This window comes from Lysinibacillus sp. RS10 (genome assembly GCF_041956855.1).
Classification (GTDB): Bacteria; Bacillota; Bacilli; order Bacillales_A; family Planococcaceae; genus Lysinibacillus; species Lysinibacillus xylanilyticus_A.
The window spans coordinates 2,126,977-2,147,001 of the sequence record NZ_CP167122.1; the positions used below are offsets into that span (position 1 = coordinate 2,126,977).

20 protein-coding genes and 1 pseudogene are annotated in these 20,025 nt (G+C 36.4%); 18 read left to right on the forward strand and 3 right to left on the reverse strand.

Features of this window, described 5'->3' with window-relative positions; genetic code table 11:
- Positions 1-3: 3 nt before the first annotated feature.
- From ACB089_RS10900 to ACB089_RS10940, 9 genes are all read left to right on the forward strand, one after another.
- A complete protein-coding gene (locus tag ACB089_RS10900; RefSeq protein WP_374966414.1) occupies positions 4-762 on the forward strand; it encodes a MerR family transcriptional regulator in 759 nt (252 codons plus the stop codon).
- 452 nt (positions 763-1,214) lie between these two features.
- Positions 1,215-1,763: a hypothetical protein gene (locus ACB089_RS10905; RefSeq protein WP_374966415.1), complete on the forward strand. Its 549-nt coding sequence runs from the start codon at positions 1,215-1,217 to the stop codon at positions 1,761-1,763.
- A 390-nt stretch (positions 1,764-2,153) separates the two neighbouring features.
- Entirely contained in the window at positions 2,154-2,954 is an 801-nt protein-coding gene (locus ACB089_RS10910) for a hypothetical protein (RefSeq protein ID WP_374966416.1), read from the forward strand.
- A 37-nt stretch (positions 2,955-2,991) separates the two neighbouring features.
- Positions 2,992-4,053, forward strand: coding sequence for a suppressor of fused domain protein (locus ACB089_RS10915; RefSeq protein WP_374966417.1), 1,062 nt, complete (start codon positions 2,992-2,994; stop codon positions 4,051-4,053).
- A gap of 84 nt (positions 4,054-4,137) precedes the next feature.
- Positions 4,138-4,839: a DUF4274 domain-containing protein gene (locus tag ACB089_RS10920; RefSeq protein ID WP_374966418.1), complete on the forward strand. Its 702-nt coding sequence runs from the start codon at positions 4,138-4,140 to the stop codon at positions 4,837-4,839.
- Positions 4,840-4,936: 97 nt separating this feature from the next.
- Positions 4,937-5,584, forward strand: a complete 648-nt coding sequence (locus ACB089_RS10925) for a hypothetical protein (RefSeq protein ID WP_374966419.1) — start codon at positions 4,937-4,939, stop codon at positions 5,582-5,584.
- 74 nt (positions 5,585-5,658) lie between these two features.
- Positions 5,659-6,456: a hypothetical protein gene (locus ACB089_RS10930; protein WP_374966420.1), complete on the forward strand. Its 798-nt coding sequence runs from the start codon at positions 5,659-5,661 to the stop codon at positions 6,454-6,456.
- A 27-nt stretch (positions 6,457-6,483) separates the two neighbouring features.
- Positions 6,484-7,326 (forward strand): metallophosphoesterase, encoded by an 843-nt coding sequence (locus ACB089_RS10935; RefSeq protein WP_374966421.1) that lies wholly within the window; start codon positions 6,484-6,486, stop codon positions 7,324-7,326.
- A 263-nt stretch (positions 7,327-7,589) separates the two neighbouring features.
- Positions 7,590-8,063, forward strand: coding sequence for a hypothetical protein (locus ACB089_RS10940; RefSeq protein ID WP_374966422.1), 474 nt, complete (start codon positions 7,590-7,592; stop codon positions 8,061-8,063).
- A gap of 35 nt (positions 8,064-8,098) precedes the next feature.
- Here the strand turns inward: ACB089_RS10940 and ACB089_RS10945 are convergent, their stop codons facing one another.
- A complete protein-coding gene (locus ACB089_RS10945) occupies positions 8,099-9,256 on the reverse strand; it encodes an immunity 26/phosphotriesterase HocA family protein (protein ID WP_374966423.1) in 1,158 nt (385 codons plus the stop codon).
- Between the two features lie 276 nt (positions 9,257-9,532).
- Here ACB089_RS10945 and ACB089_RS10950 point away from each other — a divergent pair, with 276 nt between their 5' ends.
- Both ACB089_RS10950 and ACB089_RS10955 read left to right on the forward strand, forming a co-directional pair.
- The gene (locus tag ACB089_RS10950) at positions 9,533-9,976 is read left to right on the forward strand and encodes a GNAT family N-acetyltransferase (protein ID WP_374966424.1); all 444 of its coding nucleotides are present in this window, start codon (positions 9,533-9,535) and stop codon (positions 9,974-9,976) included.
- Positions 9,977-9,978: 2 nt separating this feature from the next.
- The gene (locus ACB089_RS10955; RefSeq protein ID WP_374966425.1) at positions 9,979-10,458 is read left to right on the forward strand and encodes a nucleoside 2-deoxyribosyltransferase; all 480 of its coding nucleotides are present in this window, start codon (positions 9,979-9,981) and stop codon (positions 10,456-10,458) included.
- A 319-nt stretch (positions 10,459-10,777) separates the two neighbouring features.
- Here the strand turns inward: ACB089_RS10955 and ACB089_RS10960 are convergent, their stop codons facing one another.
- Positions 10,778-11,557 (reverse strand): DUF4085 family protein, encoded by a 780-nt coding sequence (locus ACB089_RS10960; RefSeq protein WP_374966426.1) that lies wholly within the window; start codon positions 11,555-11,557, stop codon positions 10,778-10,780.
- Positions 11,558-11,937: 380 nt separating this feature from the next.
- On the opposite strand from ACB089_RS10960, the gene ACB089_RS10965 reads away from it, so the two are divergent.
- Positions 11,938-12,915: a helix-turn-helix transcriptional regulator gene (locus tag ACB089_RS10965; RefSeq protein WP_374966427.1), complete on the forward strand. Its 978-nt coding sequence runs from the start codon at positions 11,938-11,940 to the stop codon at positions 12,913-12,915.
- Between the two features lie 104 nt (positions 12,916-13,019).
- On the opposite strand, the gene ACB089_RS10970 is transcribed toward ACB089_RS10965, so the two are convergent.
- A complete protein-coding gene (locus tag ACB089_RS10970) occupies positions 13,020-13,448 on the reverse strand; it encodes a hypothetical protein (protein WP_374966428.1) in 429 nt (142 codons plus the stop codon).
- A gap of 93 nt (positions 13,449-13,541) precedes the next feature.
- Between ACB089_RS10970 and ACB089_RS10975 the strand changes: the two genes are divergently transcribed.
- The 6 genes and pseudogenes from ACB089_RS10975 to ACB089_RS11000 all read left to right on the forward strand — a co-directional run bounded on the left by ACB089_RS10975 (position 13,542) and on the right by ACB089_RS11000 (position 19,973).
- Positions 13,542-15,230 carry an AAA family ATPase gene (locus tag ACB089_RS10975; RefSeq protein WP_374966429.1) on the forward strand — a complete coding sequence of 563 codons (1,689 nt, stop codon included), beginning with the start codon at positions 13,542-13,544 and terminating at the stop codon, positions 15,228-15,230.
- Between the two features lie 264 nt (positions 15,231-15,494).
- Positions 15,495-16,022, forward strand: a complete 528-nt coding sequence (locus tag ACB089_RS10980; RefSeq protein WP_374966430.1) for a TetR/AcrR family transcriptional regulator — start codon at positions 15,495-15,497, stop codon at positions 16,020-16,022.
- A 241-nt stretch (positions 16,023-16,263) separates the two neighbouring features.
- A pseudogene (locus ACB089_RS10985) lies at positions 16,264-16,685 on the forward strand (DUF3995 domain-containing protein).
- Between the two features lie 29 nt (positions 16,686-16,714).
- Complete coding sequence (locus ACB089_RS10990) at positions 16,715-17,329, forward strand: histidine phosphatase family protein (protein WP_374966431.1); 615 nt, start codon at positions 16,715-16,717, stop codon at positions 17,327-17,329.
- Positions 17,330-17,418: 89 nt separating this feature from the next.
- The gene (locus ACB089_RS10995) at positions 17,419-18,255 is read left to right on the forward strand and encodes a D-alanyl-D-alanine carboxypeptidase family protein (protein WP_374966432.1); all 837 of its coding nucleotides are present in this window, start codon (positions 17,419-17,421) and stop codon (positions 18,253-18,255) included.
- Between the two features lie 452 nt (positions 18,256-18,707).
- Positions 18,708-19,973 (forward strand): polysaccharide deacetylase family protein, encoded by a 1,266-nt coding sequence (locus ACB089_RS11000; RefSeq protein WP_374966433.1) that lies wholly within the window; start codon positions 18,708-18,710, stop codon positions 19,971-19,973.
- Positions 19,974-20,025 lie beyond the last annotated feature (52 nt).

Below are 20,025 nucleotides of genomic sequence, written 5' to 3' on the forward strand. Positions count from 1 at the left end.
AATTTGTCGGGAAAAGGTATATTTACGATAGGTGAACTTGTGCAAAAGTCTGGTGTTAGTATTAGGACACTTCGATATTATGACAGTATAGACCTACTTAAACCAAGTGATTATACAGAGGGTGGACATAGACTTTATTCAAATGAGGATTTAACTATTCTACAAAACATTAAGTCATTACAGTTTCTCGGTTTGTCGCTAAAAGAAATTAAAGACATGCTTCAAAAAAATACTGTTAAAGGCGAAGTGATCTTAAAATCTCTAATCGATCAAAAACAGTTATTTGAAGCAAAAAAACTTGAAATTATTAATACATTATCTGATTTAAATCATCTTATTGAAACAGTAAAAGATGAGGAAGTTATCAATATCGACATATTTTGTGCGATGCTACAAAAATTAATATTTGCTGAAAATACTGAAACATGGTTTAAAGAACACTTTTCACAAGATATAACTGATGAATTATTTAATATAAATAAATCCGAAGAAATCGATTTAGATAAAAAATGGACAAAGGTTTTATTTGAAATTAAACATTTAACGCTCACTGAAGCTATACCTTCTTCTAAAGAATCCCAAGAAACTGTTGGAACACTTTTAGTACTTATGAATGAAACCTTGAAAGGAAAGTTAGATTTGATTGAAGAAAAACTACCATCCACAGAATCATTCAAATTTCCGAATCCTTTTACAGAAAAAGAACAAATATTTTTAAAAGAAGCGATGAAAATATATCAAAATAATTGTAGCAACACCTAGGAAATAATGAAGAATTAAGATTTAAAAATCCAGCATTGAAAAGACAAGTTGAAAAATTTCTAATATGAAAAGGTCACTCATTTGAAAAAATAATGAGTGACTTTCTTTAATTTATAAATATCTATCGTCGCTATCTGATTAAGGTACATCCCCGAGAGGATATATTTTACCCCAACTCCCCCAGTAAAAAATCATTCACACCCCATCTGTGCACCACATAAGATTAAGATTCAAGACATATAAATAAAGGTAGTAGAAAAATAAAAGGCATGCAAACATTGATTCCTGAGTTAGTAGATGAAAAATACAAAAAAATTAAGAAATTTTTAAGTTTCTATAGAGGAAAAAATTAAGATTTGAATTATATACTTATAAAAAAATGGAATTTACGAAACTATTTGAAGATTTAATCCGTATTGGTAGTAGTAAAGAATATTGAAGTAGGTGAAGAAATGGCATACACCATTTACATAGTATTAACAAAAACAGGAACATTATTATCAAAAGCTATTGGAATGTATACTGGGAAAGAGATGAATCATGCATCTATTGCGTTCGATGAGGAGCTTTTCGACATGTATAGCTTTGGACGTAAGCAGCTAAATAATCCTCTAAGCGGCGGTTTTTTGCGAGAAGATGCAGAAAGAGGATTGTTTGAGACAGCAGATTGTGTCATTTATCGTTGCAGAGTTTCACATGATCAATACTTAGAAATGATGAAATTTGTACGTTATATGTATTGTAATCGAGATCGCTATAAATATAATTTTATTGGACTCTTTGGGGTTGTCATGCAAAAGGAGGTTCGAAGAGAGCGTGCCTATTTTTGCTCACAATTTGTGGCGATGCTTTTAAAGGTTGGTGGTTTGAAAATTTATCAAAACCCAGCATTAATGACACCACATTGTATCGCACAATTACCCTATTTAGAAAAAGTATATGCTGGGAAGCTTGCAGACTATTTACAAGGTGTTCGTGCACCAGCCATGCTATATGGATAAAACTTACATCATTAACCTTATTTTTTACCTCGCTTTCAAAAAAGCCTCGGAGAGATTAGCAAAATTCTAACATCTACCGGGGCTTACCTCTTTATAATCTCACTAGCATTTTACCTCATATCGCTAAGTGAACATTTTTCCTTTAAGTGGTTATACCCTTGAATCGCACTTATTTACCAGATGTCCGCTAACGATTGCATGAAATTAAACCTATTCCGTTATAATATTGCGGTAATGGAATGGGTAATATTCTCTTTAATGTGTAAATCAATGTTTAATTAGTAGAATTCTAGGGGGAAACCATGCTTTAATTAATCATATGAAAGATATACATAACGAGAAATCCTCCGTAGTTAAGCATTTATCATTTTTATGAAGGAGGTAATACATTTGTGTACAGGTGTTGCGCTTTACGACACGAGTGATATTAGTCCATTGGCCGCTATTCACATTGGAACATCTTTTTTTGCTGCCATTGGAATGCCTATTACAGGAGCTAGCTATTACGAGTATTTAAGTGATGGGGATCATGAAGGGGATCATGATCTTTTTGAGGTGCCTATAGAGGAACTAGAAGAGCGAATAATAAATGGAAAGGTTACTTCTTACTGGATTTACAGTGATTTACGAGGTGGATTACCCTGGGATGCCGCTTTTACCTATCAAACTGGTGAATATGGTAATTTTCCGCATATAGGAGCACATTGTGACGGGAACATTGAAGAGGTTTACGGGGCAATAACTGATTGGCTTAATAAAGTAGTGAAGCCATTTCATGTTCCATATGGCATTGTATATACAGCAGAAAAAATCACAGCTGCATTGCATTATGCAGCGGGAGAAAATTGCACATCTATGTTCCCGTTTGAGAATGGCTTTGCTTTTCAAAAGGAAGCGCCTGGAATGTATGCAGGTCTTGGGCGATATACGACAAGTATGCTGAGAATGGTGTATCCATACAATGTGTTAAATGGGAAGCATTTGCAAATCAAAGTAGTTCATCAAACATTGCTCGATTGGATCCATGATGACAAAGAGCGAGGAGTACTTCGTCTACTCGACAAAGATCGCTGGATATGGGAAGTGAAGGACGAGCATCTGACGGCTGTTAATATGGCATTAGGCGAAATAGGAATTTTAGTAGCTTGGCAGCCTGAAAGATCAAAAAGACGAATTCGTAAATTACCTTAAAACAAAAAATTTTAAAAATACATAGGAGGCGTTATTGATGAGCGAAGAAGTAACGGCAACTGGCTGGGATGCAATTGATGAGGAGTTATTAAAAATTTACGGGGAACAGGAGCCAAAGCATTATGGAACCATTCTTCCATATTCATTAGGAGGCGATGATCCACTGCGAGGAATCAGCGCTTATAAAAGTGAGACACCAGTTCCGCACTGGCATTTTGTAACATATGGGTTTTCTGAGTTATATGAAAAAGAATCAGAGGATGCTGACTACAGTGGATATGGGTTTGAGCTAACATTTCGTCTTGCGCGTAATGAAGATGAGGAGGAGCCACCAGCTTGGGCGTTGAATTTGCTACAAAACATGGGAAGATATGTTTTTAATAGTGGCAATGTTTTTAAATCTGGTGATTATTTGGATGCAAACGGTCCAATCTGCCTAGGTGAAGACACGCTTTTAACGGCTCTTGCCTTTACTTTTGATCCTGAGTTGCCTGCTATTAATACACCAAATGGACAAGTGGAGTTTATTCAAATGGTAGGTATTACAGGTGATGAGCTTGAAGCGATGCAAACATGGAATACATTAGGTGTGCTAAATGCAGGTCTAGCGTATATCCCAAGCTACGTTACTGATTTAGATCGGGCATCTCTTTTACAGATTTCATCAATTGCAGAAGCAGTAGAAAAAGGAATGAATGAAGAAGGCTCGAACACCGGCTTTTTATTTGTGGACCAACTGGCATGGGAACAAGGGAAAAAGGGATGGTTCAGCAAACATCCTGATAAAGTCATGCTAGGGGCAAAGCAGGCAGGAATCATTGGCAAACTACTGCGCGGCCGAATTTTAAAAGGAAAAAACCTCACTCTCGTTGGTCGGGAAATTCGAGTTGTATTTAAACCAGGGGAAAAATCCGAGTTCCGTGTAGAGGATCAGGATATTATCATTTCGTTGAATGAAAAGGCAGCCATGGAACTTGGCCAAAGCTTGATACCGCAGGAAAAAGAATTAGAATTATCTACTATAACGGGGCTTTCGTTCCAAATAATGAAAACCTACATTAAAGATCAGGAAGGAAACGTTGTAGAAACAATCGGATAATTATGAAGAGAATGGTCTCCCGCTAGTAGATTTAATTGGTGCGGGAGATTTTTTCATCAATGATTGACAGGTAAGGAGAGACAAATGGACTGGTTAGAAGTTAGTCAATCTAAAGATATTGAAATTGTTCGTGCAGGCGTGAATCAGCTTGATCCGAATGAACGGGATGCAAGGGGAAGAACGCCTATAATGCTTTTTGTCACGAATCGAATGCTGCTTGAAGGGATTAAACTTCTCCTTGAGAGAAACGTAGAGTTAGAGGCGGTAGATAAGTTAGGAGATACGGTCCTAAAGAAAGCGGTCAAGTTCAAGCAAGTAGAGGTAATTAAGTTACTACTTGAGTATGGAGTGGAGTTGAATTCCCCTAAAGGTATTTTGGCGACAGCTTGGAACGCAGCAAGAATGAACAATACCATTGCTGATTTATTGCTGAATACCAAAGGGGCTATCCGACTCACGTTAGATTCTGAAGAACAACGCAAAGTAGATAATATTTTATATAAAGAATCGCTCGATAAGATGAGTAATATGATCAGAAAACTTTCTTCTCCGGTACTACTGCACGCAGTTGTTAACGGCTATAACTGGGATGACGGACCAGAGCCGATGATTGCAGCTTTTGAAAATCCAACTTGTGCAGAGATTACCCTACTTGACATGTATGAGCTGCTGGATGGCGATTATTGGCTGGAACAAGATGAAGAAGAATTGGCGAAGTCCTCGTGGAAATATTCTTGGAGAAGCCTAGCAGAGGAGCTGGCGAAGAAAAGTCAATCTGTTAAATAATCGCATCTAGTGTTCAAAAAGAGAAAGATTGGTATAGGCATGAATGGGGCAAGGGATTAATGCTATAAAATTGATTAAATGTAGGTGATTTGTGAATATGAGATTGGATGCTGAGCTTTTTGAGCAGTTAAAACAATTGAAGATGGTAAGTGAGCAACTTGCAGCATGGATCGATGTTGAAATGTTTGATCCAGAATATTTAGAACGTGAGCAGTTAGGATATAGCATTGATCTGGAAGGGAACTCTCTTATTTATGATGAAGAGGGGTCATGGCAGGCTGATTGGCTTGTGATTGGGCATATGAAACTGACAGGCGATCCAATGATTATAGAGACAGCCGAACCTGGGCAACCAGTAGCTGTTCTCATGCATGGTATGGGAGACTGGGATGCAGGCAGTTATTTGGCTGGTTCAGTTTTAAAGTTTCAATTAGCTCTACAGCGGTTTCTACAGCTAATTGCTCAGAAAAATGATAATCAATCGACATGGAAAATAACGTGTATGGAGCTTGAACGAATAATTGAAGAGATTGTAACAGCAGATGAATATGCCGATAAAGATTTATGGGAGTCTCTATTGAACCCTGCTTTTCAAGCGGCCCGAGGCAAGGAAGCTGAATTGACTAAGCAAGTGCTGATAATGAGCAAGCGTGGAATGTCTATCAAAGAAATTGCTGACATGCTGCAGTTACCGCTGAAAGAAGCGTATGGTTATTTGAAAAAGGCTAAAGAGCTTCAGTGTTGAAGTTGTAAAAATGAGCAAATGAAAGATAATAGAGCGCTTTTTGAGTTTTGAACCAATGAAAGAGAGGGATATGAATGGATCGCAAAGCAAAGAAAATTCTGTTTAATACATTTTGGCAATCAGGCGGTTGGAGGCAAGGTGGATATACGTTTACAGATGAAGATTTCCAGTATGCCAAAAATCATGGACTAATGTTTGATCCACTAACGCTGACACATGGTGAATGCGTAAAAAGACTTCGGCAACTTCATCAAGAAGTCATTACGAAGGAAATTGTAGTGCAAGCATTTTTACATAGTTTATCTACTCGTAAAGTTCATTTACGCAGTGCTCTGTCAAGTTGGGCCCTCACGCATAAATTGCCTGAACATACATTCTATGAATGGTTAGCAGAACAGCCATCTTACAGTGCCTGTGGGTATTGCAATGACCACAAATTGATGTCAGATGAAACTTATATTGACGAAGATTTGAATGTACTGAATTTCGAGCGTGTAAAGTGGGGAGGCGTTCGTTTAAACTGGCTGGTTTATTGTCTGTTGGATCTTGAATGTCTTAGCAAAGAACAGATGTTTACAGTTAGTGAGGAAGATGTGGACATATTGAAGCGGATGATTGAGGCTGTTGAATCTTGTGAAGATAAAGATGCAGCTCGACAGCTTGAGAAACGTTGGAAGGATATTTTACCGTCGAATCAGCATGAACGTGACGTAGTGCTGGAGATTTGGGGATATATCGGTTTACTAGAATCTAAGGATGATTACCGTAAGGAGCGTGGACGGGGTACCGATTTTATGTCAATGGCAACCTGGAGAGGTATAGACGGTTATTCGCAAGAAAAGATGAAATATTACTTTGGCACTTATTTGTAAGGGGAACTTTAAGGATGATGTATTTAAATGAAAAAACATACAAAAAGAGCATTGAAAATTGTTGATATTGCTAGGGAGCCTTTAGAGAAAATACCATACGTTACCGCAACATCAAAGGGAACAGGGATTTCTTCTGAATTGCTTCCTATTTATTGGGGAGAGATACTTGGATTGCCAAAGGAGCTAGATGCCCTGATTATTGCATCTGATTTACAAGGCATCGTGGATTATAAGCAAGAGCAGGTGGAACAAGCACCAAAGTTACTAGGTGAGGAACTTGCGGAAGTGCTTTTCCTTTTGTTCCAAATCCATTTGTCAGATTTGGACCCAGCTAAGGTGATGGTGTGTTTATGTGGAGACTTGTATACAGATCTAACCAAAAGGGGTGCTAGTGGAAATCCTTTGCCTGTATGGAGTGCTTTTAGAAATTATTTTGGATTTGTCACGGGTGTAGCTGGAAATCATGATCTATTAACAAATGAGGAACAAGCTGATTTGGGTTCTACCACAGGTATTCATTACTTTTCGGATGGAGGGAAGATGATGTACGCTAATCTTGCAGTAGCAGGACTCGGAGGAATTATTGGTAGAGTAGATAAACCAAATCGAATGGAAGAAGACGATTATTTAGCAAGACTTCGACACATTTTAAGGCAAGTTCCTGACATCCTGCTACTTCATGAAAGTCCGAAGATTAGCTCACAAGGTCTACCTGGAAATCCACATATTTGGAAAGAACTACAGAACTCTGCTGAGCTTTTGGTCTGCTGTGGACATGTTCATTGGGATACACCATTGGTTGAAACGAATAATGGGCTACAGATTTTAAATGCGGATGGACGTGCTTTTATCTTTACAGCTGCACTCTAGTTTAGAAATAATTAACAATTGAGTGAGCAGGAGGATTACTTGATCGTGCCCATATTTTTTCATCAAGAGAAGGCAAATTGTTGGCTTGAAAATCGGACCATTCAATTCCTTCCTCAAATCCTACGATTTCAAAATTATTTTTGTTTAATTTTATTTTCTCAGGTATTTTATTACATGCCAAACATGGAAAAGCTATACTGTTAACGTACATTATTAATCACCATTTCATTCTGTATTATTAATTGGAAAAGGAGAGATTTAATTTGAATTATGAATTTTGGATTATGACATCGATTTCAGAACTAGTTCATTATCCCGACGAATGGAAAGATGAATACATACCTCACCCGAACTTTAAAGCGATTATGGATGCTATTGGTATTCGTGCACCAATCGAAGATATTTACGAACGTTATCTTAACCAGCCTGTACATACTGGTCATGTACTAGTGTTTTCCAATAAACATGAGCAAGATACGTGTATTGTTTTTGATACTTATCGAGACGCATTGGACCAGAGCGATATGATCAGATTCGGATGGAGAATCAGTGGAAAAGAAGCTAATGAATCAGTAAAACAATTATCACGGCACCTTTATGATGAATGCGAAGGTGTTACCGTATTCTACAAGGAAGGTCAATGTGTTCTTTACGAGGTACTGAAAGAAGAACGTTATCCACGTAAAATTTATTATAAAAAGGTATTTAATCAGCAAATCAAAAGGTATCTAGTTTAAGATAATTGTCCTGACTACATGTGCATATAAATTATTTATTTACGGGAGCAGGCATATTTTTTCGATAAGTAATCTAAATACTCCAGCCTAGTGAGCCCATCTGTTTGACGGTTGTATTCATCGTATGTTATATCCTTTGGAAAGCCAAATTCCGCCAGAGCCTGTTTGCGCTCCTTTACGTATAACGGATTATCCAGTGAACGAGACCAAGAAGAATTATCAAAGCACTCGACATCGATGCCTGCATGTACACCATAATTAGAAAAACGGCTTCCCGTCTTAAAAGAAGTATCTTGTTCTGACTTGCTAATTGTTCCTGTTCCCCAGGAAAGGCGGTAGCGTTCTTCTTTTCCATAATCGATGTTTATACCGTAACCAAATGGCAGAAGAATATCTGTTTCAGTTAGCATTTTGTGTCCAACTTTTTCATAGCCACCCCGCATAAATTGATCGTCCATAACAATCAAGGTTTGTTCAGATAATTGGACTGATGTAATCTCCTCAAGACTCGGGAAACGATTTGTTGTTTTAAACAGATAAGGTCGAATAAAAAGCGGCACCGTCATGACATCATTCCATAGGCTATCTTTCGAAAACAGACCATCCTTTTGCATTTGGCGTAAATCTCCGATAACAAGTACAAAACCGTCTGTGAATAAATCAATTTCTACTCGGAAAATATCTCCTGGAACAGCTTTATAGCGCAAGCTTTTTTTCCTTGTGAGCTTTTCCAGCTGTAAATCATAATCTGGAGGCAAATTTGACGGATACTGATGTAGCCACTCAACGATATCCACTTTGCTTGTTAAATTCTTCATGTTGGTCAGTGGCAGTTCGAAAAAGGTTTTCGTATTGCGAGCGTTAATGTAGCTGGACGGCTGGTCCTCGTTACGCACGCCAGCAGAAAAAACAACCCCGCTCGCTTTAACGCTGGAAATATTGGTATAATTCATTTTTTTCTCTTTACCGCGGGCAGTTTGAGGGAGAATTACTTCACAATTTCTTGTCGGGATCTCTACATCCGCTTCTTGATAAGCTTGCTCATTAACGAAGATACGTTTTTTTATGATATCACCGTCCATGCAAATGTAATAATCATTTCGGATTTCAATCGTCCCCCAATGTTCTTCGATGGGATGTAATCCGAAATAAGGACGAAGCGTATTTGTCAGCCAACTATTTAATGGTGCCATGAAATTACCTCCTTTTATTAATCTAAGGTGATTATGTCAAGTATACTTAATGCGTCGTGCAACGAAAATATATAATATAAAAATATCCATAAAATAGTTAATTTCGATTATTTAGAATGATCGCAGAGGGAATAAGGTAGCTAAGCATAACCCCGCAGCATCTCTATGAATTCAATTTTTACAGAAAACTACAACACAAATGAATATGCAAGGTTCGACTTTCTAGTTCAACCTTTTCTGCTATAATTAACGACAATACAGATAGGGGTGAGACAAATGCATATCGTTACAATTGAAGGCGTACCGTATGATTGGTTGAAGCAGTTGCAGGAAATTCATGCCCATGTATTTGATGGAACAAATCTACCACTAGAAAAAATTGAAAGTAAAGAAGGGCTAATTTGTATATTAGCTGTAGAGAATGAGAAAATAATAGGCTTTAAATTAGGTTACACACATCCTGATGGTGTTTTTTATAGCTGGTTAGGTGGTGTCCATGAAACACAACGTGGTCAAGGGATTGCAAGTCAGTTAATGAGACGGCAGCATGAACATTTACAGATTCTTGGCTTTAAAAAAGTTCGTACATATGGTAGAAATGAGCGAAAGGCAATGCTTATCACAAATCTTAAACATGGATTTGACATTGTTTCAACATTTGTTGATCATAAAGGTCGACATAAGATAGTGTTTGAAAAAAATATTGGAATAGGAGTTTGATCATGAAAGCATATTTAGCAAATGGATTATTTTCTTTAGGAGATCGTTTAGTCAACGAACAACTTGCTGCGGCAATTAGAGAGGCAGTGCAAGGTATTGAATTATATGTACCACAGGAGAATGATGCGATCAATGATAAAACCGCATACGCAGATAGTTTGGCGATTGCACAAGCGGATTTAGAGATGCTACAAAATAGTGATGTATTAGTAGCCGTTTTAGATGGTGTTGAGATTGATTCGGGTGTAGCAGCAGAGATAGGTGCATTTGCGATGCTGAATCGACCAATCGTTGGCGTATTTACAGATGTTCGTCAACAAGGTCGAGACAATATGATGAAAATTGAGGCACTTGTACGTGACGGAATGGAAAATCAATTTGTTTATCGCAACTTATTTGTCATAGGCTTGATTAAACGTAATGGAATCATTACATCTTCCATTGAAGAAGCTGTCCAAGCCGTTCAAAAATATAAAAAATAGAAGTTTTGTATGCTCAATAACAGATATTGTGGCAAGATTTCATAATATGGTTGGCGCTTCATGGATGGCACATCAGAAGTATTAGCATACGGAACAGCGGTAAGAATAGAGGAATAAACCGATAAGGGCTTCAATCAACGAGATTGGAGCCCTTACTAATGTTGAAAAACAAAATGGTCAAGGGTTATTCTGCATATTATAAAAACACCCCGCTAGCCCTACATGAAAACAAGACTTCACCACAGAGAGGGAAAAATAATTTCATTCCATCATGGTAGTTTAATGGGATTAGTAAAAGGCAATCCCTATAGTCGGGGAATTAAAAATGAATTTTTTTGTTACTTTTAAAGGAAACTTGATCCGCTGAAATAATAAAGTCGATTAATCCCATCTCTCCATTTTGAAGCAAGATGTGAAACTCATATTTGTCATTTACTTTATATACTTCCTCATACAGCCACCATGCATCTTCCAATAAATCATCTTGCTTTATTATATTAAAATTTTCAAAAGTAACTTCATCTATATTTGTAAATCCACCTGTATTATCAAGGAGTAATGTTAAGGACATGTCATTCTGAACAGATTTTATAATCGTACAATCGTGAAATCTAAACTTCTCAATAATATCTTTATCAAGTGTATTAGAGGCTGCTCTCATATATCTTCTATATTTCTCACTTGTGGCTGTTACAGACCTATTATTTTCCTCACAAAATTTAGTTACAGCGTTAATAACCGTACGAGTTGCTTTATTTAAAGCGAATACCCGTATATCAGCTATCTGTTTTAATATAGTTTCTGGTAATTCCTTTTTCAAACGCTCTTGATCATAGATGAAACCATCATGAAAATGTTCTATTGCCTGTTTTCTATTAAAAGGTTCATATTCGTTATTACCGTCTGTATTTACTGTTTCGGTGGCTTCCATTATATGAGCAATTTCTTCTTGTAAATTAAGCCAACTATCTAACTCGGTGTGATAAAGTTGTTGAAAATATTCTTCTGAAAATGTTTCAGTTTGCTTTTCTTCCTCTAAATGTAGGTGGAAACTTGTTTTTTGACACAGCTCATACCATTCTTTAGTAAAATATTTCATTAGTTAGCATCCTCTTTGGCTCTTGTATTTTAATAGAAACTCTTTTTTGAAAAGATAATTGAAATCAATTATTGGAGTCTTCCCTTTTAGGTTTTGATAAATTTAGAACTGATATCAACTTACACCTTCACCTGGTGAACTAATGAAAGATGAATATCATTGCCCTCCAATATTCCTGGTCATTGTGTAGGGTTAATTGTAAAATTAAAGTTAATTATAACAAAAATATAGTATGTTTAGTCTGTTTAATGGTGTTTTGTTGATAAATTAGTATAGTACCAATTATACCTATAATATAGAAATTCCATAGTTAAAAGGACTAATAGTGTCCAACTCATTTTGTATAATGGGGAAGTAACTACGAAGAAAGAGTGGGATATATGGTAGATTCACAACAAAATAAAGGCTATCGTGTCATTTCAATGTTTGACAGACTGATGGATGGTCAAGGAATTAACAAAAAACAAGAAGCATTTACACATAATGTTGGTGAAAAAACCATACAACGAGATTTGAATGAAATTCGCGATTATATTGATAAAGCTAAATTAGATTGCCATTTAGAATATGTGCGAGTAGAAAAGGTGTACAGGCTGACGAATACAGGGAAAAGTATTTTATCAAAAGAGCAAGTGTTGGCGATTGTCAAAATTTTGATTGAATCTAGAGCCCTTCTAAAATCAGAAATGAGTGATATTATAGATAAACTTATTTCGATTGTTGCAGCCGATAAACAGGAATTTATTCACAATATTATTTTAAATGAAAAACATTTGTACGTAGATTTAAATCATAAAAAATCTTTATTACATTTAATTTGGGGTCTTTCAGAGGCCGTTCAAAAAAAGAAAATCATTAAAATTGATTATTTGCGTGAATGTGAAACAATTCCTAGAGAAAAGATTTTAAAACCGCTCGCCGTTATTTTCTCAGAATACTACTTTTATTTAATTGCTTATGATAATAAACATGAAAAGGATTCGCCCATTGTCTATAGGGTCGACCGTATACAACATTTTCTTGAGCTCAATCAAAAATTTCAAATACCTTATGCCGAGCGTTTTCAAGAAGGAGAGTTTCGTAAACGCATTCAGTTTATGCATGCTGGCGAGCTGATGCGTATAAAATTTGTCTTTAAAGGAGCTTCTCCGCAGGCTGTATTAGATCGCTTACCAACTGCAAAAATAGTATCCAAGAAAGATGGACAATGTTTATTTGAAGCAGAAGTTTTTGGACGTGGCATTAAAATGTGGCTGCTGAGCCAAGGAGCAAACATAGAGGTGTTAGAGCCAATTGAGCTTAGAGAAGAGATCATTGAAACGATTCAATCGATGCAGCAAAACTATCGCTATATATAAACATTCGGACAGTCCATAAGTATGCTAGAAGCTTCCTATGTAAATGGTAAAAATCCGCGTAGACTTGAAGCGGATTTTTACCATTGGTATGGTATTTATAGTTCTTAAAAAAGTTCCTCAATAAAGGTCGTATTTAAATCCCCTAAAAGCTCATAATCTTTCATATAGTTTTCCTCATATAAATAAACAAATAGATGCTTTGCGTCATCCAAACGTAAGCCAATTTCACGATTATCGTTAATATGTAACGTTAACCAATAAGCCTCATCATAATCCGCATTAGCAAAATATACTTTGCGAAGTGGCTGGGCATCAAATTGTTGCATAATTTGATTGATTTTATTCGCATCTGTAATCGTGATTGTTTTTTCATCCGAAGCTCGAATTACTTCAATTTCCTTAATTTCCTTGATATCAAGTCGTTCAATAACCTCTTCATCAAAAGTTGAATCGCGAGTTAGTAGTAATGTTGAAACAAATAAAATGATAAGAGGTAATAGGATCGCAATTAGTATTTTGTATCTTTTTTTCATGTTAAACTCCTTAAATTCTAAAAATTCGCACATATGCATTATTTTCCACGCTATAATTGAGCATATACTGAATTGATAAAGGATGGCAATCAAATGACACATAAATATGAAGAAAAAGAGATATTTTATCCAAATGGTACATTAATGTATCGTGGCGGTGTGAAGAAGAACGACTTTGGACATGACATTTATGATGGAAAGGGGACGATATTTGACCAGGAAGGTGAATTATTATTCGAGGGTGAATTCGCCAATCATATGAAGCAAGGTAACGGAATCATGTATTTAAAAGGACAAATGATATATCAGGGCGAATTTATTCAAAATAAAAAACAAGGGAATGGAATTTTATATAAGGACGGAAAGGTCTATTACGAGGGACATTTTCGCAATGATTTAATGGATGGTTACGGAATTTTGTATTTTGAGGAAGATGTTATTGCCCCATTTAAAGAGCTTCGTACACAGCATCCCCATTTAAATCAGCCACTATTTGAGGGTGATTTTGTCCATGGCATGAAAAAAGGCAAGGGAAAACAATACTATCCAAGTGGTTTTTTACAATATGAAGGTGATTTTATTTGGCACCATATGCAAGGAGCAGGAAAGCTTTACTATGCACCTGAGTCGCCAAGTGCCGAGGAGCTTGCAAATGGTGTAACAATACTTCAGTATGAAGGCTATTTCTTTGAGGATATGAAACATGGAAAAGGAAAAATCTATTCTAGACTAGGTGAGCTCGAAGCGGAGGGTCAATTTAAAGAGGATACGATGACAGGACATGGTACGCTTTATTATGCTAATGGACAGGCTTGTTATATCGGGGAACTTGTAAATGGTGAAAAGCATGGTCGGGGAGATTATTTTAATGAAGCAGGGAAGATTATTTATAGTGGTGAATTTATCTATGGTGAACGTTTACGCATAACACCAGAAATTGAGCGAGAGATTAAGAAATTACAGAAGCAGCTGGATGGGCTTGTGGGGCTTCCTAATGCCAAGAAGGAATTACATAATCTTATTAACTTCATTAAAATTCAAAGCTTGCGTGTCGACCATGGCTTAACAAGCTTCCCGATAACATACCATCTTGTGTTTTCTGGGAATCCAGGCACAGGAAAAACAACAGTGGCGCGTATAATAGGCCAACTGTATAAGTATCTTGGCGTGCTTTCAAGCGGGCATTTTGTGGAAACAGATCGTGCGGGCTTAGTGGCAGGGTATGTGGGTCAGACGGCTTTGAAGGTGCAGGAAGTCGTGAGTAAAGCAAAAGGTGGCGTGCTTTTTATAGATGAGGCCTATTCACTAATCAATGATAAACAAGACGCATTTGGGAAAGAAGCGATTGATAGCCTGTTAAAGGCGATGGAAGATTTACGTGATGATTTAGTGATCATCGTTGCTGGTTATACAGAGCTCATGGAGGAATTTTTGCTTGCCAATCCAGGGTTTAAATCACGCTTCAATCATTTTGTCAAATTCGATAATTTTAGCACGGATGAGCTTTATGATATTTTCGCCATGCTATGTAAAAATAATGATTATCAATATGGTGAAGCATTTGCACACCATATGAAGGACCAATTACATCAAATTCCAGTCGAATCGATTCCAAATTTCTCAAACGGTCGTTATATCCGAAACTTATTTGAAAAACTTGTGACCATTCAATCCAACCGCCTCATTCAACAGGAGAATATTATGAAAGAGGAATTAATGGAATTTACAGAGGAAGATATTTTACTGGGCATAACAGAAAATCTATTTGATAATACATTCTAGTTGTTGTGAACCATGGCCAAGGTTTTTAAGTTACCTTTGGCCATGGTTCACAAAGAAATAAGAAAAGAGGATGAATAATGAAAAAACTTGTGTCAATAATTTTACTATGTGCTTGTATTTTACCAAGGGTGATAACGATCAATGTTACGATTAACAATAACATTAAAGTTCATAAAAATAATCAGAATGAATAATTGACAAAAAATGAAAATAATTGTAATCTAACTTAAAACATACGCTACCGTATTTTATTGGAGAGATGACATGCAATTAACGAGGGAAGATTGGATAAAAGCAGGATTACAACAATTAGCTGAAGAAGGAATACATAAAGTTCGCATTGAAGCACTTGCTCGATTATTAAAAATAAGCAAAGGGAGCTTCTATCACTATTTTCGTGATCATCAAGAGCTGTTAGATTCTATGCTCGACTATTGGGAAATACATGCAACAAAGCTAATTGTTCAAAGTATGGAGCAACAGGATGCCTCATTAGAACAGCTACTAAAGATTAGTTTTAATCGAGATAAAAAAATGGAAATTGGCATTTATACTTGGGCTAAATATGACCCTGTTGTGGCAGCGCGATTAGTGGATATTGAAGAACAGAGAATTTCTTGTGTTGCAAAATTGTATCAAAAATTGGGCATAAACGAGACTGAATCCATTGATCGAGCGAGACTTGCCTATTTAACGTATGTAGGATGGATGACAAGGTTTGAAGCAAATCCTGATTTTGATATTGATAGAATGGTTGAGCTTTTAATACACGATAACAGGTGTATTGATTAACCATTTGAATCCATTGGAAATAATTTGGACACTGAATTTAGCTACAATAAAATAGGCATACATTGGCATAATATCAACAAAAAAATCCTTTTATTGGCCAATAATAAACCTACTAATCAACACACCTGACACGATAATAAACGTCCCTAATACGGTTATAAAACCTGAAGGGACAAAATTTTTTACTATAACATACGGTAGTGTATGTTTTGTTTGAATTTATGACATGGGGGGCGAACGAATGAAATTATTATTAATATTAATAGCTGTGGGCTTCTGTGGTTAATCAGTTTGTTGCATATTTATTGGGCTTTTGGAGGTCGTTGGGGTTCTGCTGTTGCAATTCCTGTAAAAGAGGGAGAGCAGAAACCTGCCTTTACTCCGAGAAAATGGGGAACATTAATCGTAGCTATTCTTATTCTACTGGCTAGTGTCATAATTGTTGTGCAAGCAGGTTACTTGCAGGAGTTCCAAGTAAATAGTTTATCTAAAATCGGAAGTATTGTCTGTGCTTTCGTTTTCATTGTTAGGGCAATGGGTGATTTTAAGTATGTTGGATTTTTTAAAAAAATAAAACATTCACAGTTTGCTAGATATGATACTTGGTTCTATAGTCCATTCTGCTTGTTTTTGGGATTTGTCTATATTATTCTGTTATTTTAATAGTAGTAATGATTAAGGGGGAAGCAACATTGAATCAAACGTTATACTTACTTCGTCATGGTGAAACTGAATATAATACACAAGGACGATATCAGGGAGAGCTGGATTCTCCGTTAACAGAAGTTGGTATACACCAAGTACAACAAAATGCTCTAATGCTGAAAAGTTTGATTGGCGATCCTAACGAATGGAAAATTGTGTCGAGTCCATTAGGAAGAGCCATGCAAAGTACTGAAATAATTTGTGAAACAATTGGATTTGATTTGAAGAATGTTGAAAAAGATGATCGTTTAACCGAGGTTGCTGTGGGGCAATGGGCTGGGTTAACAACGAAAGAAATAGAAAGTTCTTGGCCAAACCTTTTTCATAACACAGACCTGTATAACTGGTATTTTAATGCTCCTCAAGGAGAAGCCTATGACTCGGTCGTGAGAAGACTAAGTGCTTGGCTAGAAGACATTCAACATATACCGAAAGTTATTGCTATTTCACATGGTCTAACAGGTCGCATCTTACGTGGTGTATATGCTGATCTAAAAAAGGAAGATGCACTGAAGCTAGAAGTATCTCAGGATGTATTTTTTAAATTAACGAATAAAACAATCACAAGAATTTGTTCAGATTTCGATGATTTTTATGAATGAAAAAATCAATTCTTAAGAATTTCTTCATAAATCTCCTACAGGAATATTCAGAAATGCCTCCTATTATAATGTGTGGGAGGCGTTTTTTTATGAAAAAATTTATCTTATTTTGTTGTATAAGTGCGGCTGCAATCTTTTTTTATTATACAAATAACACAACGGAACAATCGCAAATAGATCTATCTTCGTTACATAGCAAAAATGCTTTGTTACTGAATAAAAATGGAGATGTATTATACGAAAAAGATGCAGATGCCATTATTTATCCTGCATCATTAACGAAAATTATGACAGCAATCGTTGCCATTGAGATGAGTCCTGATCTACAGAAGCAAACAATTGTAGAAGCACAAACAATTTCAAAATTTACTGCTCAAAATGCATCCATGGCTGGCTTTCAGGCAGGGGATTTTGTGACGATAGAGGATTTATTATATGGGACATTGCTTGCCTCTGGGGCAGATGCTACAGGGACGCTTGCCGATGCCATTGCAGGTAGTGAAGAGGCATTTGTGACGTTAATGAACAATAAAGCGCATGAACTCGGGATGGACGATACGCATTTTGTAAATGCCAGCGGATTACATGATGACGCTCATGTCTCAAGTGTCCGTGATATTAGTAAGCTATTTCGTTATGCGATGGAAAATCCTACATTTTATCAAATTTTGACTTCTAAAAGCTATATAACCCATGTACCAAATGAGCTAACAATATCAAGCTCACTTTTTACTAAAATTCCAAGTGGAGAAAGTGCAATATTGGGGGGGAAAACGGGCTACACACCTGAGGCTGGTCTTTGCTTAGCCACTATTATCGAAAAACATGGAGAACAATATATTTTCGTTACGACTAATGCGGCAGGGCAAGCTTGGACACCACCACTTCATATTGAAGATGCACTTACAGCGTTTGATGCACTATAAGAGGAAAAAAATATGAAAAAATTAATAACTTTTTTAAGCGCTTCAATCGTCTTATGAATAGGGTGACTTCATGCACCCAAAAAGAGAAGGCATTTTGGGAGCCTTTGATCGGCACAAATGTTGGGAATCATTTGGATGTCGATAAAATAGCTAACAATGTATTCACGCTAGGGGATACAATCAACCATTTTAATTTAAGAGGGGAGGTGTTACATGCTATCAAAATAACAATGAAAGATTTTTTAGAAAAGCATCAGTAAACATTTCAACAATATGCCGTTGTTCCTAGCTACCGAAAAATGTTAATAGAGAAATTTTTAATCACAAAAACTAGTTGATTCATACTATTTTCTGGAATAGTCTATTCATCTATAATAAGAGTCGAATCCTAGAATATTTTAGAGAAAACATACGAAAAAAGACTTCAGTAATGATAAGGGCGGTGTTGAACAATGAAAAAGCTTTTACCCTATGCAATTTTTTTGACATTTTTAATCAGCTTTGTATTTGTAGATTTTACTTCTGCAAAGGCTGAGGGTACAACCGTTATTCAATCAGTAGCAAAAGACGCAGCAGTTTATGCAGAAGCTTCCGCTGATAGTGCCGTAATTGGGCAAGTAGCAAAGGGAAGTTATGTAACTGCTACACCTGTAAATCAGGAATGGACTCATATTAAAGATCAAAAGTTTGAGGGATACGTAGAAACGGCAACATTAAAAAACCTGACGTCTGAAAAATATGTAGTAACGAAAAAAGGTGGTACAACTTTATTTACATATCCTAGTCCAAGTGCACAAAAAATAGGACAGCTTAATGAAAACACGCTAATTTTTGTTTATGGATCAGCACCTGGAGGTTGGTCATTTGTCCAATATGGTCATGAAACAGGCTATGTTGCTACGAATTCTATAAAGAAACCAGTTGCAACAAAGAAACGAGTAAATGCTGTAAATGGTGCTGTGCTTCATGTAACTGCTAGTCCAAGTGGCGAGATTGTTGGGACACTTGCCAATAAAACGGTCGTTCAGCACTATACAACGATTGCAGGATGGGCTTATGTAGAAGCGGGTGACCAAAAGGGTTATGTGAAAGCTTCAGAGCTAGCAAATATTCAAATACTTGATAACAAAGTATACAATAAAGGTGTACCAGTAGCGAAAGGGCAAAAGAAGCGTGTGGCTTTAACGTTTGATGATGGGCCGGATGCAAAAGTAACACCACAAGTTTTAGCGATTTTAAAGAAGTATGATGCAAAGGCCACATTTTTTATGGTTGGGACAAATGTATCGAAAAATCCAGCAATCGTAGAACAAGTTTATGAGGCCGGTCATGAAATTGGCAATCATACATGGAACCATCCGAAGTTAACAAGCTTATCGACATCAGCTGTTAAACAAGAAGTTGATAAAACTAGCAATGCTATATATAACGCAATCGGTCAGTATCCAACAGTTTTCCGACCACCATATGGGGCAACGAATGATAAAGTTCGGTCAGTCATTACGATGCCATCTATATTATGGTCAATCGATACACTAGATTGGAAACATCGCAATGCTGATAAAGTTTTATCGTATGTGAAAGCGTCAGCGAAAGATGGAAGCATTATTTTAATGCATGATATTCATCAATCGACAGCCAATGGTCTTGAAAATGTTATTCTTTATTTGCAAAAACAAGGCTATGAATTTGTAACTGTTAGTGAAATATTACAATAATTTATAGGTTAATAGAAAAGCCGTGTAACTGTCACTAACGGACAATTGCACG

Coding starts and splice junctions, on each gene's coding strand:
- ACB089_RS10950 (WP_374966424.1), top strand. CDS start 9,533: ATGCATATCGTTACAATTGAAGGCGTACCGTATGATTGGTTGAAGCAG.
- ACB089_RS10975 (WP_374966429.1), top strand. CDS start 13,542: ATGACACATAAATATGAAGAAAAAGAGATATTTTATCCAAATGGTACA.
- ACB089_RS10915 (WP_374966417.1), top strand. CDS start 2,992: ATGAGCGAAGAAGTAACGGCAACTGGCTGGGATGCAATTGATGAGGAG.
- ACB089_RS10980 (WP_374966430.1), top strand. CDS start 15,495: ATGCAATTAACGAGGGAAGATTGGATAAAAGCAGGATTACAACAATTA.
- ACB089_RS10935 (WP_374966421.1), top strand. CDS start 6,484: ATGAAAAAACATACAAAAAGAGCATTGAAAATTGTTGATATTGCTAGG.
- ACB089_RS10960 (WP_374966426.1), bottom strand. CDS start 11,557: ATGAAATATTTTACTAAAGAATGGTATGAGCTGTGTCAAAAAACAAGT.
- ACB089_RS10905 (WP_374966415.1), top strand. CDS start 1,215: ATGGCATACACCATTTACATAGTATTAACAAAAACAGGAACATTATTA.
- ACB089_RS10955 (WP_374966425.1), top strand. CDS start 9,979: ATGAAAGCATATTTAGCAAATGGATTATTTTCTTTAGGAGATCGTTTA.
- ACB089_RS10925 (WP_374966419.1), top strand. CDS start 4,937: ATGAGATTGGATGCTGAGCTTTTTGAGCAGTTAAAACAATTGAAGATG.
- ACB089_RS10965 (WP_374966427.1), top strand. CDS start 11,938: ATGGTAGATTCACAACAAAATAAAGGCTATCGTGTCATTTCAATGTTT.
- ACB089_RS10970 (WP_374966428.1), bottom strand. CDS start 13,448: ATGAAAAAAAGATACAAAATACTAATTGCGATCCTATTACCTCTTATC.
- ACB089_RS10995 (WP_374966432.1), top strand. CDS start 17,419: ATGAAAAAATTTATCTTATTTTGTTGTATAAGTGCGGCTGCAATCTTT.
- ACB089_RS10945 (WP_374966423.1), bottom strand. CDS start 9,256: ATGGCACCATTAAATAGTTGGCTGACAAATACGCTTCGTCCTTATTTC.
- ACB089_RS11000 (WP_374966433.1), top strand. CDS start 18,708: ATGAAAAAGCTTTTACCCTATGCAATTTTTTTGACATTTTTAATCAGC.
- ACB089_RS10930 (WP_374966420.1), top strand. CDS start 5,659: ATGGATCGCAAAGCAAAGAAAATTCTGTTTAATACATTTTGGCAATCA.
- ACB089_RS10920 (WP_374966418.1), top strand. CDS start 4,138: ATGGACTGGTTAGAAGTTAGTCAATCTAAAGATATTGAAATTGTTCGT.